The following is a 16,876-nucleotide window of genomic DNA, read 5'->3' as shown; positions in this document are numbered from 1 at the left end:
AAAATTCAGTGCTAAAGTTACAGGCTTCCACCCTCATGGGAAAAACCGCTAGTCATTTTGCATTTTTTTTCGTGAACTTTGCATTCTCTATGTAAGACCACTGAGCTTTTGGAGGCCTTTTACAAGGCATTCCATACGAGTCAAACGACAGCCGCCCGAGGCGGTGCTTTAAAAAAAATATGGATGAAAAAGAAGATTGCTCCTATCGTACATGAACCACACCTGGTAAAAGATGCCGTTAAGCTGGTGAAGTCTTACCCCACAGTACCCCTTACGATCGACTGTGTGATATTCGGATTTGAAGAGAACGAATTGAAAGTACTGTTGATTAAGAGTGACCTGGAAGTATATAAGGATAAATATTCCCTGCTTGGCGATATTGTAAAGGACAATGAAGAACTCGATGATGCCGCCTACCGGGTATTGAAAGAGCGTACCGGTATGAATGATGTATTTCTCGACCAGGTAAAAGCTTTCGGGCATCCCCATCGTCACCCTGGCGGGCGGGTTATTACAGTGGCCTATTGCTCACTGCTCAACATCAACCACCACGAGCTTAAGATACACGACAACGAACTCAACTGGCACAGCGTTTCCGCCCTACAAGGGATGGCTTTCGACCATAAAGAAATTGTAGACGCCAGCTATCAATGGTTGCAAAAAAGGATACAGGAACACCCGCTCGGCTTCAACCTGTTGCCCGAAAAATTTTCACTCCGCGAACTGCAAAATTTGTACGAAGCCATACTGGGCGTGCGTCTCGACCGGCGCAACTTCCGCAAAAAATTCGCTTCGATGGACCTGCTCATCGATATCGATGAAATGGAACAGGATGTTCCGCATCGCCCGGGAAAACTCTACAAGTTTAATTTCGAAAAGTACGAAAAACGCAAGCGTACCTGGATAGGTATTGATTTCTAATCCCCTTCACTTAAATCGGTATTAAAAATTATTCCCGGCCAAAAAAAATATTTGGTTGTTTGGAAAAATTCCTACTTTGTGCACTCAATTAAATGTGTAAATTTTACACATTAATGAAAATTACGTTTGCCAGCACATATGAGATTTGTTTGCTTCATAGGACTACTGCTTATTATTGGACTACCCTCCAAAGCGCAACTATTACGGAGCAATCCTATTTTCATTACCGATACCAGTTCCTCTATCAACATTACCTGTGATGCTACCCGCGGCAACCAAGGTTTACTTAATTATACGCCTGTTTCAGACGTATACGCACACATCGGCTGCATCACTACAGCCAGCAGCAGTTCATCTGATTGGAAGTACAGCAAATTCACCTGGGGTACTACCACCTCCGCAGCACAGTGTGTATCGCTGGGCAATAACCAGTGGAAATATTCCATCACGGGCGGTCTCCGTTCTTTTTTTGGCATTACCAACAGCAGCGAAAAGATCCTCCGCATAGCCATCCTCTTTCGCAATGGCAGTGGCGGCAAGGTTTTGCGCAATGCTGATGGAAGCGATATGTACCTGCCTGTAACCGATACTGCTTTGCAAGTGAGGATCATGCAGCCTTTCTCGCAGCCTACTTACACACGCCAGCCTGAACCACTCACAAAAAATGTGGGAGATACCGTGACAATTACCGCCAATGCCAACCAATCTTCCAACCTGAAATTGTATTGGAATGGGTCTGTAATTGCCGCTCAAAACAATGCGGTTACTATTGCTGCCAATACCCCTATCATTTCTTCCGGTATGCAAACGATTGTGTCGGAAGCAACCAACAGCAATACTACCAGCAGGGATACTTTCAGTTTTTATGTGGCAACACCTGTAACGGTAGCAGCCTTGCCTGCAGGCGTAAAGGATGGTATCAACTACGAGCCTGGTGATACTTCCCTCACATTGGTTTTGTTTGCACCACTCAAGAACAGTGTTAGTGTAGTGGGTGATTTCAACAACTGGACACAGGGTGGTAATTACCAAATGAACCGCACACCCGATGGAAACCGTTTCTGGCTGCGCATCACAGGCCTCACACCGAAAGTAGAATATGCTTACCAGTACATCATCGACGGTACGCTCAAAGTAGCGGATTACAATACGGAAAAAATACTCGACCCTGTCAACGATCCTGGTATTCCTGCTGCTACTTATCCATCGCTCAAATCGTATCCTACAGGGAAAACAACTGGTATCGTAAGTATTATGCAGACTGGCAAAGCCCAGTACAACTGGCAGGTGCCTGCGTTTACCAAACCCAATAAACAGAACCTGGTCATTTATGAATTGCTGGTGCGTGACTTCATTGCTGCGCAGAACTGGCAAACATTGAAAGATACCCTCAGCTATATCAAAAGGCTGGGTGTGAATGCCATTGAACTGATGCCGTTCTCTGAATTTGAAGGCAACAGCAGTTGGGGTTATAATCCCATTTTTTATTTCGCGCCCGATAAAGCTTACGGAACCGAAACAGCATTGAAGCAATTCGTCGACGAATGCCACAAGCAGGGTATGGCTGTAATCATGGACCTGGTGATGAATCATTCCTTCGGTCAATCGCCCATGGTGCAGATGTATTGGGATGCACAGAACAATCGTCCTGCTGCTAATAGCCCCTGGTTCAACCCGGTGGCTACCCATCCTTATAGCGTAGGGTACGATTTCAATCACGCATCACAAGCTACCAAAGACTTTGTTGATCGTGTAACGACGCATTGGATGTTGAACTATAAGATAGACGGCTTCCGGTGGGATCTGTCCAAAGGCTTTACGCAAACAAACAACCCCAATGATGTGGCTGCGTGGAGCGCTTATGATTCCAGCAGGATTGCCATCTGGAAAAGGATCTACGATCAAATGCAGGCTACTGTGCCTGGTAGTTATTGCATACTGGAACATTTTGCTGCCAACCAGGAAGAAATAGAATTGTCCAATTACGGTATGCTGCTCTGGGGTAATGCCAATTACAATTTCAACCAGGCCACCATGGGCTTTGCTACCGACTGGAATTTTCAATGGGGCATTTACCAGAACCGCAGCTGGAGCAAGCCCAACCTGGTTACGTACATGGAAAGTCACGATGAGGAAAGGCTGATGTACAAGAACCTCAACTATGGCAATGCCGCAGGCGCATACAGCGTAAAAGACCTGAATACTGCTTTGAAACGGAATGAAATGGCTGCTGCATTCTGGGCTATGATACCGGGCCCCAAATTGTTGTGGCAGTTTGGAGAGCTAGGTTATGATTACAGTATCAACCAGTGTCAGAATGCTACCATCGATAATAGTTGCCGCACATCTCCCAAGCCTATTCACTGGGAGTATGCTACCAACAGCAATCGCCTCTCTCTGTACAATGTGTATGCACAACTGATCAAGCTGCGCTTGCTGCCTGCCTATACTACTACATTCACTACCGGCAACCTGAGCTACGATTTGTCGGGAGCGTTCAAATGGTTACAACTCAATTCAGATTCTTTGAAAGTAATGGTACTGGGCAATTTTGATGTGAATGCGGCTACGGCTTCCATCAGTTTTCCTAGTGCAGGTACCTGGTATAATTATCTTACAGATGCTACGTACACTGCGCCTGCTACAGCACAAAGCATTACACTGCAACCCGGTGAATATTATGTGTTCACCAATAAGAATTTCAGGAATATAGTCGTAACTGCCATCAATGAACCTGGTACGCCTGTCGCTAATAATCACCTGGCCATACTGCCCAACCCGGTAAATACCAATGGTATCATCGAATATGAAATACCTGCAAGTGGTAAGCTCATGCTTGATGTATGGGATCTGTCGGGCAAACGGATGACAATATTGGAAGACGCTTATAAGACCAAAGGTTTTTACCGGGTGCCTTTTAATCGTAATGGTTTGCATACAGGTAACCTGGCCGCCGGAACATACTTACTCCGGATGCTCATCAACGGAAAGCAACAAACAATCCCCTTTATAATGAACAATTAAACAATCCCCTCATTTGCCAAAACTGAAAAAACAAAGTATATGAACGTAAAACGCTTGCTTCTATTAATGATCTTACCTGCGTTGTTGTTGCAGTTGTCTGCACAGGCGCAGCAAAGAACTGTTACGGGAAAAGTGACAGATTCAAGGAACGGCACGGCTTTGCAAAGCGTGTCGGTGACGGTGAAAGGATCTTCTGTTGGTACGCAAACAGCCGCCGATGGTAGTTTCAGCTTAAAAGTTCCATCTGGTGCTACCACACTGATGATCTCCAGCATAGGATATGCCAACAGGGAGGTGAAAATAAGCGATGGTGCGGTGAATGTTGCGCTGGAGCCCATCGATAAAGCATTGGGTGATGTGATTGTGATCGCTTATGGCACGCGCAAGAAAAGCGATCTTACTTCTTCTGTAACTGCTATCTCGGCCAAAGATTTCCAGAAAGGGAGCATCGCATCTTCCGAGCAGTTGCTGCAGGGTAAAGTAGCCGGTTTGGAAATCACTTCCGGTGGTGGTGCCGCGGGTGGCGGCAGCCGTATCCGTATCCGCGGAGGCGCTTCCCTCAACGCCAGCAACGACCCGTTGATCGTAATCGATGGTATTGCTGTAGATGGTAATGGTGTTGCCGGTTCTGCCAACTTGCTGAACACCATCAACCCCAATGATATTGAATCGATCAGCGTATTGAAAGACGCTTCCGCCACTGCACTGTATGGTTCAAGGGCATCAAATGGCGTATTGATCATCACTACCAAGAAAGGCTTCAAAGGGAAAGTGCGTTATAATTTCAATACCCAGGTTTCTTCCGGGTCAGTGGCTAAAACAGTTGGTGTGCTAAGTGGTGATGAGATCAGGAGCATCATCAATGCAGATGCTGCAGCCAGTGGAGATAATACGTATAAAAAATTACTGGGCACGGCAAATACCGACTGGCAGAAACAAATTTATAAGACAGCTATTGGCAACGATAACAATATCAGCGCCAGCGGTGGTATCGGAAATATTCCGTTCCGCCTTTCGCTCGGATACCTGAACCAGGATGGTATACTGAAAACAGATCATTTCGATCGTATGTCTTCTGCACTCAACCTCTCACCAAAATTCTTCGATAATCATTTATCGGTTGAAGTAGCAGTAAAAGCCAGCAGAACTACCAACCGCTTTGCCGACCAGGGCGCCATTGGTTCAGCTGTTGCTTTCGATCCTACACAACCTGTATATGCGAACAATAAATATGGCGGCTATTACGAATGGCTGCAGCCAGATGGCAAACCCATTGACCTGTCAACCCGTAACCCACTGGCCCTGCTGAACCTGAGAGACAACCGCTCTACGGTGAACAGGCTGATCGGTAATGTGCAGCTTGATTATAAACTGCATTTCTTCCCCGACCTGCATGTGCTGACCAACCTCGGAATCGATAATGCCAGTGGTAGCGGCAACGATAACACAGATTCTGTTTCTGCCACCAATTACAAAACGGCAGGCCGTTATGTGCACTATGAACAAAAGAAAAAATACACACTGGCCGGTGTATCGTTATTGTATAACAAAGATATCAGGAGCATCGATAGTAAACTTGATGTGTTAGTGAGCCATGAATACCAGGATTTCGTTACGGAAGTGAGCAACTTTGCTTCTTATGGTCAGAATGGTGTACTGATTCCCGGAAGCACGCCTACATTCGCTACCGACAGACCTGAGTTCCGTATGGAATCTTATTTAGGACGACTCAACTATTCACTTGCTGATAAATACTTCCTCTCAGCTTCAATCAGGAGAGATGCAAGCTCGAAATTCTCCACTGCCAACAGGGTAGGTTACTTCCCTGCCGTATCAGTTGCATGGAAAATAAATGAAGACTTTTTCAAAGGCAGCAGTGTTGTGAATGAACTGAAATTCCGTGCCAGCGTAGGTGTTACCGGTCAGCAAGACATTGGTAACTACTACGGATACCTGCCGAAATATTCCCAGAGCAGTAACACTGCACAATACCAGTTCGGTAATACTTTCTATAGCTTCCTTCGTCCATCTGCCTACGATCCGAATATCAAATGGGAAACTACCACCACTACCAACCTGGGTCTTGACTTCGCATTCCTGAACAACAGGATCTCCGGATCAGTGGATGTGTATAAGAAAAAAACAAAAGACCTGTTGAGTGTGATCCCTGTAGCGCCTGGTTCCAACTTTGATATCGCTTTGCTTACCAACGTAGGTAATATTGAGAACAAGGGTGTGGAATTCGCAGTGAATACCATTCCCGTAAAACAGAAAGACCTGGAATGGGATTTGGGATTCAACTTTACTTACAACAAAACAGAGATCACCAACCTGCTGAAACAGCAGGACCCTAACTTCAAAGGCATTGACGTTGGTGGTATCAGCGGTGGTACCGGAAACAACATCGGCAAATTTGCAGTGGGTTATGCGCCTTATGTGTACAATGTGTACAAGCAAATCTACGACAGAACCACCGGTAAACCCATCGAAAGCCTGTACGACGATTTGAACAGGGATGGCAGGATCGACGAATCTGACCGCTATTACTATAAGAAACCTTCAGCGGATATATTGCTGGGCATCAACACCCAGGTTATATACAAGCGCATCAGCGTAGGTTTCGCTGCACACGGATCGCTGGGTGGTTATCTCTATAACAACTTCAACTCCAATAATGGTGTTTTAAGGGCCATCAAGAATCCGATCAACTTCATTGGTAATGCTTCGCGCGACTACCTGTACACCGGATTCGTGAACAACCAATACCTGTCTGATTATTATATAGAGAATGCTTCTTTCCTGCGACTGGATAATATCAACTTCGGTTATAACGCCGGTAAAGTGTTCAATAATCGTGCACAGATGCGCATATCAGCGAGCGTCCAGAACGTGTTTGTGATTACCAAATACAAAGGACTGGATCCTGAAAACTCGAACAGCTCAGGCGTTGACAATAATATTTATCCACGCCCAAGGGTGTTCTCACTGGGGTTAAACTTTGATTTCTGATCCTGAAAAATGATTAGTATGCAAAATAATATCATAAAGAATACGATTATAGCGGCTGTTGCAGTTTTATCTGTCACCGCCTGCTCTAAAAAACTGGACCTGTTTCCGCAAAACGACCTGACGCCCGAGAAGACTTACTCCAGTGCGGCCGGTTATAAAAGCGTACTGGCCAAAATATATGGTTCACTAGCTATTACAGGTAACAACGGTCCGTCAAATAATCCTGATATCGGAGGTGGCCTCGATGAAGGTTCACAGGTAGCATTCATTCGCGGTTTTTTCAATTGCGAAGAGTTGCCTACCGATGAAGCGGTGGTAGCATGGAACGACCAGACCATCCACGATTTTCACGACCTGAAATGGACCAGCGCTGATCCTTTTTTGAAAGGCATGTATGCAAGGCCTATTTACAATATCACGCTCATCAACGAATACCTGCGGGAATCGACAGACGATAAGCTGGCCTCCAGGGGTATCACAGGTAATGATGCAGCCGATGTCAAAAAATCAAGAGCAGAAGCCCGTTTCCTGAGAGCTTTCAATTATTGGGTGATGATGGACCTGTTTGGTAACTCTACTTTTATTACCGAAGCAGATGGTATTGGAAGTGGAGGTAGCTTGCCCAAACAAATTAAACGGACTGATCTGTTTGTTTATATCGAAAAGGAACTGAAAGCGATCGATGGAGACCTGGCCCCCGTTAAAACCATTGAATATGGAAGGGTGGACCAGGGGGCTGCATGGGCGTTGCTGGCACGCATGTACCTGAACGCAGGCGTATATACCGGAACGCCCCGGTACAGCGATGCGATCACCTATGCGCAGAAAGTGATCGGCGGAGGTTATACACTGAAATCAGGATACAGCAAACTGTTCATGGCCGATAATGATAAGCAGAAAGATGAATTCATCTTCGCTATCAATTGCGATGGATTACATACACAGGCTTATGGTAATACTACCTTTTTTGTGCATGCGGCTGCGGGTGATGATGCTGCAGAGTACGGCGTAGGCGGTGGATGGTATGGTTACCGCGCTACATCGGCATTGGCCAACCTGTTTGCCGATAGATCGGGTAATACAGACCAAAGAGCACTCTTCACAACTTCCAAATTCGGCACATCCAATTCGCAAATGGCGATCAGCGATGTGAGCAATTTCGCAAACGGAGTGCATGTGAAAAAATACGTGAACATTCGTTCAGATGGCGGTGCCGTATCTGATGTTACCAAAACATTCTCTGATGTTGACTTCCCTGTTTTCCGCCTGTCTGAAATGTACTTGATCTACGCCGAGTCAGTACTCCGTGGCGGTACAGGAGGAGATGCAGCTACTGCTTTAACTTATCTCAACAAAATAAGATTCAGGGCCTATGGCGATAGTTATGGTACCAACAATGTTGGCCAACTGGCTGCGGGAGATTTGAACCTGCAACTGATACTGGATGAGCGCGCAAGGGAATTGTATTGGGAAGGACATCGCAGAACAGACCTGATCCGGTACAACCTGCTGACCACGAATACATACCTGTGGCCATGGAAAGGAGGCGTGTCTTCCGGAACTGGTGTTGATTCGAAATACAACCTATATCCGGTCCCTGCATCTAACAGGACTTCTAACAGTAACCTGGACCAGAACCCAGGGTATTAATTCTTAAACAGTCAACTTTTTGTCATGAAAAATATTTTTAAATACCTCTTCTTCTCATCCCTGCTCGCCATTACTGTTGCGTCGTGCAAAAAGGATGAAGCCAGGAATTATTTTGAAGGAGGCACGAATCCTGTGTTGACATCATCTGTGAGCAATACCATTGCACTGGACTATACCATGCGCGACCAGGAAGCGATCAAACTTTCCTGGACCAATCCCAATTATAAATTCACTTCAGGCATTGGATCGCAGGATGTTTCTTATTTGGTAGAGATCGATACCAGCGGCGCCAACTTCACCAATCCGGGCAAGCAAACGGTTGCTGTTAGCAAGGACCTCTCTTTGTCTATCGCACAGGGACAGTTCAACGACTACCTGTTGAATCAGTTGCAATTGAAACCCGGCATGTCACACAATCTTGAGATCAGGGTGAAATCTTATATGGCCAATAATGCTGCCATGCTGATTTCCAACGTGCTGAAATTCGCCGTAACACCGTACGCGATTCCTCCCAAAGTAACACCACCCTCTGGTGGCGTTTTGTACCTGGTAGGTGACGCCACGCCGGGTGGGTGGAATAATCCTGTGCCCGTGCCCAGCCAGCAGTTTACACAGATAAGCCCTACTTTTTATGAGATCACAGTGGCACTCACCGGAGGCAAGCACTATCTGTTCCTGCCTAAGAATGGCGACTGGAGCCACAAGTATGCTGTGAAAGACAATACCATTGCCGGTTTGGGAGACAGTGGCGGAGATTTTATTGCAGATTCTGGACAAGATATTCCTGCCCCCACTGCAAGCGGTACCTATAAAATACAGGCCGACTTCCAGCGTGGCAAATTCATCGTAACCAAACAATAAACGCAACGATTAAACAAAATGACTATGAAATATTTTGCAAAACTCAGTTTCCTCGCAGTGCTGTTGATTGGTTTCTTTACAGCCTGTGAGAAGAAGGTGGGCGATCTGCCATATTACCAGCCGGGAACTGCGGTTACATTGAGCAGTTCTTCCAGCACGGTTGCTGCTGCACCTGCAGATTCTTCAAAAGTAGCGCTCACGCTGACCTGGAGCAATCCCAAATATTCAGTAGACTCTTCAACGGTTAAATACATTGTTGAGATCGATTCCAGCGGAAGGAATTTCTCCAAATCAGTGAGCCGTACCCTCAGCGGTGCGCTGACCACTTCCTTCACCGCAAAAGACCTGAATGCGATTTTGCTGGGATATGGTTTCTCTTTTGGTGTGGCCTATGATATGAATATCAGGATCACTTCTTCTTATGCCAATAACAACGAATTACTGCGATCCAATGTGATCAAAGTAAAAATGACGCCCTACAAAATACCGCCGAAAGTTACTCCCCCTGCTTCCGGCAGGTTATTCATTGTAGGTAGTGCTACTGCCGGTGGTTGGAACAACCCCGTTCCAGCCCCGACTCAGGAGTTCACTAAAATTGATTCGGTTACTTACGGAGGTATTTTCAACCTGACAGGTGGTAATGAATATTTACTGTTACCGGTAAATGGCGACTGGAGCCACAAATTTTCCGTGGCCGATAAAACAGTTGCAAGCCTCAATGCAGGTGGCAGCTTCGGCGCCGACCTGAACGATAATATCCCTGGTCCGGCTACTTCCGGCAGGTATAAGATCATTGTAGATTTCCAGGCAGGTAAATTCACCGTTACACCATATACCGGGGTATTGCCCAGCAACCTGTTCATTGTAGGTGATGCTACTCCGGGCGGATGGAACAACCCGGTGCCGGTACCTAGCCAGCAATTTACACAGGTGAACTCTACCCAGTTCGAACTGGCCCTGTCTCTGACAGGAGGAAAACAATACTTGTTCTTGCCGGTGAATGGCGATTGGAGTCACAAGTTTGCTGTGCCAGATAATACCATCCCTTCTTTGAAAGCAGGCGGAACCTTTGCATACGATGCATCGTCGAATTTACCCGGACCGGATGCTTCGGGTAATTACAAGTTTGTAGTAAGGTTTATCGATAATAGTTATACAGTGACGAAGCAATAGCAAGCAGTGGTTTTTGGTTGAAAGAAGGGGGCATAAATGCCCCCTTTCTCATGAAAACAGGTGCTGACTTGTTATCAAACATTACATTGCTTACATTGCACCATTAACACCAACGCGATGTTGTATTCCATGACAGGTTATGGCAGGGCAGAGCAGACCCTGTTCGACAAGACTTTTCTTATTGAAGTTCGTTCGCTGAACGGCAAACAGTTTGACCTCCGGTTGAATATCCCGGCGCTGTTAAAACCTTTTGAATTCGATATACGCAATTTGCTGAATGAAGGGTTGCAAAGAGGAAGTGTGGAATGTGTGATCACCATCAAACAAAACGGTGCGTCCAAACCTGTTACCATCAATACCGATCTGGCCAAAGCTTATTACCAGCCCGTATCGGAACTGGCCAATGAGCTGAAACTCCCGCACGGAGACATTCTCAGCACCATCCTGAAACTACCCGATGTCATCACCCCTTCTACCGAAACATTGAGCGATGAAGAATGGAAAAGCTTTGAGCGTTTGATGAAAGCCGCTATTGGCGATCTCAATGAACACCGCAAGGATGAAGGTAAATCGCTCGAGACTGATCTACTCCTGCGGATTGCCAATATAGAAGCGCAACAACAAGCCATTCAGGCCCTGGAACCCAAGCGGAGAGCAAAGATCAAGGAAGGATTGGTTAAAGTGCTGGAAGACAATGTGGGGAAAGACAATTATGATCCCAACCGCATGGAACAGGAACTGATCTATTATATTGAAAAAATCGACATCAGCGAAGAACAGGTGCGACTGAAAAACCATTGCGATTATTTCCGTACGATACTGGAAGAAAAAGATATCAGTAAAGGGAAAAAGTTATCGTTCATATTGCAGGAACTCGGAAGAGAGATCAATACCACCGGTTCCAAAGCCTACGACTCACAGATGCAGCAATGTGTGATACTGATGAAAGACGAGCTGGAGAAGGCCAAGGAACAGGTATTGAATGTGTTGTAGCTTGCCCGTATCTTTGAAAAAAAATCTCCTTGAACAAACTCCCCATACTGCTGGTTGCCCTGGGCCTTTTGTTATTACAGGCCTGCGATACACTGGATGTTTATGAAAAGATGGCTTTTTTCCCGCAACATGAATGGAAAAGCAGCCAGAAACCCAACTTCCGCTTTCAAATAGAAGATACCGTATCGACTTATAATATCTATGTAGTGATCAGGCATGAAGACGCTTACCGCTACAACAATATCTGGTTGAACGTAACCACACAGGCGCCGTTTGATACAGCCAGGAAGCAGATGCTGAACCTCATCCTGGCCAATAATGCCAAAGGTTGGCTGGGCGTAGGCATGGGCGATGTGTTCGATCACCGCATCCTCATCACCCGCCATCCGGTGAAACTGAAAAAAGGAAATTATGTCTTCACCCTGCAACAGGCCATGCGCGAAGACCCCCTGCCATATGTACTGAATGCAGGCATCCGTGTTGAAAAAACCAAGCCATGAGTTTTTTTAGATCAAAAAAACTGGCCATTGTAACAATTGTATATTGGTTCCTGCTGCTGTATATGATAGCAGCCCTGTCGTGGTGGTTCATTGCATTGGAGAAACAAAACAAAGAGGTCAGCACCATCAGGCTCCAGGAACTTAAAAAAGACGATCCTGCTTATTTTGTTAAAGCAGTACAGATCGAAGAAGCGAAAAATCGGAAAACATCACAATACATTGGCGAAGGCATGACCTTCCTGGCGTTGGTAGTATTGGGCGCCGTGTTCGTATTCCGTACCACACGCAAACAGATCCGCTTTGTACAGCAACAACAGAACTTCATGATGGCTGTTACCCATGAGCTGAAAACACCCATCGCCGTTACACGTTTGAACCTGGAAACTTTACAACGAAGAAAGCTGGACGAAGAGAAGCAACAACAACTCATCAGCAACAGTCTCCAGGAAACCAACAGGCTGAACGCCCTGTGCAACAATATGCTGCTGGCCGCCCAACTGGAATCGGGTGTTGATTTCACCACCCAGCCCGAACTCAATTTTACCGACCTGGTAGAAGGCTGCATTGATGATTTTAAAAACCGGTTTCCCAACCGCGAGATCAAAGAGGAGATAGAAGAAGGAGTTTACCTGAAAGGAGAAGACCTGCTGTTACAGATGCTGGTCAATAACCTGGTAGAAAATGCGATGAAATACTCACCGCCTGCTTCAGCCATTATAGTGAAACTGGTTGCATCGGATGACGAAGTACTGCTGGCCGTGACAGACGAAGGCAGCGGCATCCCTGATACGGAGCGGAAAAAAATATTCGATAAATTTTACCGCATAGGGAATGAAAATACCCGCTCTGCCAAGGGTACGGGCCTGGGATTGTATCTCTGCGCAAAAATTGCCGAACGGCACAATGGCTCCATATCTGTGGTGCATAACCAACCACAAGGCAGTATTTTTACAGTATTATTCCAGACCTGATCCGTAGACCGTTCAAAAGACCGAAACAAATGAAAGATCATAAAGCGAGCATATTGCTGGTGGAAGATGAAGAACATCTTCATGAAACACTCAAACTGAACCTGGAACTGGAAGGTTATGAAGTGAGCTCTGCTTTCAACGGTACAGAAGCCCTCAAAAAAGTAGGCAACGAATATTTTGATCTCATCATCATGGACATCATGCTGCCCGAGATCGACGGCATCAGCGTAACGGAAAGCATACGCATCAACCACAATGAAGTGCCCATACTGATCCTGAGCGCTAAGAATACGGGCAGCGACCGCGTGTTGGGATTGAAAAAAGGAGCTGATGATTACCTCACCAAACCTTTTAACCTGGAAGAACTGTTCCTGCGGATTGAAAAGCTGATCGAGAAAAATAAAAAGCTGCAGGAAAAAGAAACGGTAGGGGATAACTATGAATTCGGCGGTAATCAAATCGATTTCAAAGCCCAGGATGCTATTGCCTGGAATGGAGAAAGAATTGAGCTGAGCAGGAAGGAAGCCATGCTGTTGAAGCTGCTGGTTGAGAACAAAGGAGAAGTAGTTACCCGCGAAAAAATATTGCAGGTAGTATGGGGTTATAATGTGTATCCCACCACCCGAACGATCGACAATTTCATCCTCAGCTTCCGGAAATACTTTGAACAGGACAGCCGGAACCCCCGCCATTTTCACTCGGTAAGGGGGGTGGGTTATAAGTATACCGACTAAACAATTTTTTCTCTCCTTTTACGTTATGTTTGTCACAAACCGAACCTGACAATGTCATTGCAAACGATCATAGATTTCCTGGAGCCTGTAAGTATTGCACAACTTTCCAATGATGAAGGGTTCAGAGATACCCAACTGGGTAGACATATAGCAGTATACGATGAAGTGTTCCCCGATATCGACCATGCAGACCTCGTATTGGTTGGCTGCGGAGAAATGAGGGGTGCAGGTATCCAGTACACCCATACAGATGCACCCGATGCCATTCGTAACGAATATTATAAACTGTTTCACTGGCATACCGATGTAAATGTGGCGGATATAGGCAACGTAAAATGCGGGGCCACTTTGCAGGACAGTTACGCTGCCCTGCGCATGGTAGTGAACGAACTGATTGCCCTGAACAAAAAAGTAGTGATACTGGGCGGGTCGCACGACCTCACCATGGCACAATATGCTGCATACGGACCGCTGAACAAGATCATCGACACGGTATGTGTGGATGCGCGGATGGACCTTGATATGGAGAGCGTATTGCCCGCCGATAATTTTTTGGTAGACTTGTTTACGGGTACACCTAACCACCTCAGGCATTACACGCATATTGGTTTTCAAAGCTATTTCCTGCATCCGCAGATGCTGGAAACGATTGATAAATTACGCTTCGATTGTTACCGCGTAGGAAAAGTGAAAGAACATATCGAAGAGATGGAACCTTCTATCCGCAACAGCGAATTGTTCAGTTTTGATATTGCCGCTATACAGCATTCACATGCGCCGGCCAACTACCTCAGTCCAAATGGATTCAATGGAGAAGAAGCCTGCACCCTCATGCAATATGCGGGTATGAGCCATATCTGTAACAGTATTGGCATCTATGGTTATGTAACTTCCCAGGACGTACAACAACTCACAGCGAAACAAATATCGCACATGCTTTGGTACCTGATGGATGGTATCAGCAAAGGCAAAAAAGAAGCCATGCTCACTGAAAGGACTGAGTTCAATGAATTCACCATGGCTTTTGCAGAAGTGGAAACAGTGTTCCTGCAAAGCAAACGCACCGGTCGCTGGTGGATGCAATTGCATGACGGACAATATGTAGCTTGCAGTTACCTCGATTATCTTACTGCCGGTAACAATGATATTCCCGAAAGATGGCTTCGTGCTGCTGAAAGAAGTTGATAGGCACGATCATTTTCCAAACATCCTGTCGAGATAGTCTTCTTTGAATTCCAGGAAAGTGGGACTGCCCGTAGGCGTTGCATTCGGACTGCTACAAGCAAACAATTCCTCTACCAACCTGAGCATTTCTTGTTGCGTTAAAGACTGACCGGCTTTGATGGCCTGTTGCCTGGCCATGCATCGCACCAGTTTCTCACGTTTACTGAATTTGATATCGCTGCTGAAATGTTTGAACTGTTCTATGAGCAGTTCAATGGCATGCTTTTCATTGCCTGGCACTATATCTGCCGGAATGCCCTGTATCACAAAACTATTGTTGCCAAAGGGTTCTACCTCATAGCCAATGCTTTGCAAATCGGGCAGGAGGTCCTGCAACAATGCGGCATCAGCTGCGGGTAATTCTAATGTAACGGGGAACAGGCTTTTCTGTGTGGGTATTTTGCTGCTGTGTGCTGCCGTGCTGTAACGGTCGTACAATATCCGTTCATGCGCCAGTTGCTGGTGCACCAAAATAAAACCGCTGAGGGTAGAAGCAATGATATACGTGTTATGCAATTGCAACAAAGGCGTATCGGGTATTACCACCCATTTTTTAGTTTCTTCAATAACAGGTGCAGTAACAGGTTGAGCAGGTTGAATGAAAAATTCTTTCCACGCCTTCAACTCACTTTTGTTTTCTTTTTCAATAAAATGCGCCTGGTTCTTCTGCGTGAAAGTCCTGTAGAGACTGGAAGAAACAGCTGCATCTTTCTGATCGGTTGTGAACGGTTTACTCACGGCATCGAGCTGTTGTATCTCCTGGTTCAAGGTAAAGTCAAGTGAAGGAGCGATGCTGAATTGTGCCAGTGCGTGTTTAACAGCAGCCTGCACAAAAGCATAAATGATCTTCTCATCTTCGAACTTGATCTCCTGTTTGGTAGGGTGTACATTGATGTCTACCTGCGCAGGATCAAGCTCAATATAAATAACATAACCAGGGAAGCTGTCTTTAGCGATCAATCCTTCAAAAGCCGTATTGACCGCATGATTGAGGTAAGCGCTTTTGATGAAGCGGTTGTTGACAAAGAAATACTGGTCGCCACGCGTCTTGCGCGCTGTTTCCGGTTTACCCACAAAACCGTAAATGTTCATGTAGTCGGTCTGCTCTGAAACACTTACCAGTTTTGCATTGTATGGATTGCCCAATACCTGCACGATGCGTTGTTTGAGGCTGCCTGGTTCCAGGTGAAATACTTCCTGCCCATTGCTGGTGAGCGAGAAAAAGATATGGGGAAAAGCCATCGCCACGCGAATGAACTCGTCTATGATATGCCGCAGTTCGGCAGCATTGCTTTTCAGAAAATTTCTGCGGGCAGGCACATTGAAGAAAAGGTTCTTCATGCTGATATTGGTTCCTGCCGGGGTGGAGCAGGGCTCCTGTTTGATCACCAGGCTGTTCTCTATTTCTACAAAAGAACCCAGTTCATCTTCCTGCCTGCGTGTCTTGATCTCTACCTGCGCAACGGCGGCAATGGATGCCAGCGCTTCGCCGCGGAAACCCATGGTTTTGATGCGGAACAGGTCGTCGATCTCACGGATCTTGCTGGTGGCGTGTCGCTCGAAAGCCATACGCGCATCGGCGGGACTCATGCCCTTGCCATTGTCTATTACCTGCACCAGCGCTTTACCGGCATCGGCCACCAGGAGGCGGATCTCGGTGGCGCCGGCATCCACCGCATTTTCCAATAATTCCTTCACTGCACTGCCCGGACGCTGGATCACTTCTCCAGCCGCTATCTGGTTGGCAATATTATCGGGCAACAACTGTATGATATCAGCCACAAAACTCCTGTTTGATAAAGTTTGTAAAAATACT

At 46.2% G+C, this 16,876-nt stretch carries 12 protein-coding genes; 11 read left to right on the top strand and 1 reads right to left on the bottom strand.

Going from position 1 to position 16,876, the window contains the following annotated elements; translation table 11 throughout:
* The first annotated feature begins 183 nt into the window (after window positions 1-183).
* The 11 genes from BLU98_RS14780 (at window position 184) to BLU98_RS14730 (ending at window position 15,021) form a co-directional block, all read left to right on the top strand.
* A complete protein-coding gene (locus BLU98_RS14780; RefSeq protein WP_051347910.1) occupies window positions 184-921 on the top strand; it encodes an NUDIX hydrolase in 738 nt (245 codons plus the stop codon).
* A 138-nt stretch (window positions 922-1,059) separates the two neighbouring features.
* Complete coding sequence (locus BLU98_RS14775) at window positions 1,060-3,945, top strand: alpha-amylase family glycosyl hydrolase (protein WP_092726170.1); 2,886 nt, start codon at window positions 1,060-1,062, stop codon at window positions 3,943-3,945.
* A gap of 39 nt (window positions 3,946-3,984) precedes the next feature.
* On the top strand, window positions 3,985-6,954 hold the full coding sequence (locus BLU98_RS14770) for a SusC/RagA family TonB-linked outer membrane protein (protein WP_257575020.1): 2,970 nt from the start codon (window positions 3,985-3,987) through the stop codon (window positions 6,952-6,954).
* Between the two features lie 18 nt (window positions 6,955-6,972).
* Complete coding sequence (locus BLU98_RS14765; RefSeq protein WP_092726165.1) at window positions 6,973-8,604, top strand: RagB/SusD family nutrient uptake outer membrane protein; 1,632 nt, start codon at window positions 6,973-6,975, stop codon at window positions 8,602-8,604.
* 24 nt (window positions 8,605-8,628) lie between these two features.
* Window positions 8,629-9,465 (top strand): SusE domain-containing protein, encoded by an 837-nt coding sequence (locus BLU98_RS14760; RefSeq protein WP_092726163.1) that lies wholly within the window; start codon window positions 8,629-8,631, stop codon window positions 9,463-9,465.
* A 24-nt stretch (window positions 9,466-9,489) separates the two neighbouring features.
* A complete protein-coding gene (locus BLU98_RS14755) occupies window positions 9,490-10,638 on the top strand; it encodes a SusE domain-containing protein (protein WP_257575019.1) in 1,149 nt (382 codons plus the stop codon).
* A gap of 117 nt (window positions 10,639-10,755) precedes the next feature.
* Window positions 10,756-11,631 carry a YicC/YloC family endoribonuclease gene (locus tag BLU98_RS14750; RefSeq protein ID WP_092726155.1) on the top strand — a complete coding sequence of 292 codons (876 nt, stop codon included), beginning with the start codon at window positions 10,756-10,758 and terminating at the stop codon, window positions 11,629-11,631.
* Between the two features lie 29 nt (window positions 11,632-11,660).
* A complete protein-coding gene (locus BLU98_RS14745) occupies window positions 11,661-12,131 on the top strand; it encodes a gliding motility lipoprotein GldH (RefSeq protein WP_257575018.1) in 471 nt (156 codons plus the stop codon).
* Window positions 12,128-13,102, top strand: a complete 975-nt coding sequence (locus BLU98_RS14740; protein ID WP_092726150.1) for a sensor histidine kinase — start codon at window positions 12,128-12,130, stop codon at window positions 13,100-13,102. The genes BLU98_RS14745 and BLU98_RS14740 overlap by 4 nt, the downstream gene beginning before the upstream one ends.
* A gap of 29 nt (window positions 13,103-13,131) precedes the next feature.
* Window positions 13,132-13,836, top strand: coding sequence for a response regulator transcription factor (locus BLU98_RS14735; protein WP_092726148.1), 705 nt, complete (start codon window positions 13,132-13,134; stop codon window positions 13,834-13,836).
* A gap of 51 nt (window positions 13,837-13,887) precedes the next feature.
* Window positions 13,888-15,021 carry an arginase family protein gene (locus BLU98_RS14730; RefSeq protein ID WP_092726146.1) on the top strand — a complete coding sequence of 378 codons (1,134 nt, stop codon included), beginning with the start codon at window positions 13,888-13,890 and terminating at the stop codon, window positions 15,019-15,021.
* 9 nt (window positions 15,022-15,030) lie between these two features.
* Here BLU98_RS14730 and mutL read toward each other — a convergent pair whose 3' ends face one another.
* Entirely contained in the window at window positions 15,031-16,842 is a 1,812-nt protein-coding gene (mutL, locus tag BLU98_RS14725) for a DNA mismatch repair endonuclease MutL (protein WP_092726143.1), read from the bottom strand.
* Window positions 16,843-16,876: the final 34 nt, after the last annotated feature.

The sequence above is a fragment of the Hydrobacter penzbergensis genome, from assembly GCF_900106985.1.
GTDB classification, from domain to species: domain Bacteria; phylum Bacteroidota; class Bacteroidia; order Chitinophagales; family Chitinophagaceae; genus Sediminibacterium; species Sediminibacterium magnilacihabitans.
Note: the sequence above shows the minus strand (reverse complement) of the source record. Positions and strands in the feature narration are given on the sequence as shown.

What these genes read in the sequence shown, in the direction of transcription:
- BLU98_RS14780 (WP_051347910.1), top strand. Translation starts at nt 184, where the DNA reads ATGAAAAAGAAGATTGCTCCTATCGTACATGAACCACACCTGGTAAAA.
- BLU98_RS14775 (WP_092726170.1), top strand. Translation starts at nt 1,060, where the DNA reads ATGAGATTTGTTTGCTTCATAGGACTACTGCTTATTATTGGACTACCC.
- BLU98_RS14770 (WP_257575020.1), top strand. Translation starts at nt 3,985, where the DNA reads ATGAACGTAAAACGCTTGCTTCTATTAATGATCTTACCTGCGTTGTTG.
- BLU98_RS14765 (WP_092726165.1), top strand. Translation starts at nt 6,973, where the DNA reads ATGCAAAATAATATCATAAAGAATACGATTATAGCGGCTGTTGCAGTT.
- BLU98_RS14760 (WP_092726163.1), top strand. Translation starts at nt 8,629, where the DNA reads ATGAAAAATATTTTTAAATACCTCTTCTTCTCATCCCTGCTCGCCATT.
- BLU98_RS14755 (WP_257575019.1), top strand. Translation starts at nt 9,490, where the DNA reads ATGAAATATTTTGCAAAACTCAGTTTCCTCGCAGTGCTGTTGATTGGT.
- BLU98_RS14750 (WP_092726155.1), top strand. Translation starts at nt 10,756, where the DNA reads ATGTTGTATTCCATGACAGGTTATGGCAGGGCAGAGCAGACCCTGTTC.
- BLU98_RS14740 (WP_092726150.1), top strand. Translation starts at nt 12,128, where the DNA reads ATGAGTTTTTTTAGATCAAAAAAACTGGCCATTGTAACAATTGTATAT.
- BLU98_RS14735 (WP_092726148.1), top strand. Translation starts at nt 13,132, where the DNA reads ATGAAAGATCATAAAGCGAGCATATTGCTGGTGGAAGATGAAGAACAT.
- BLU98_RS14730 (WP_092726146.1), top strand. Translation starts at nt 13,888, where the DNA reads ATGTCATTGCAAACGATCATAGATTTCCTGGAGCCTGTAAGTATTGCA.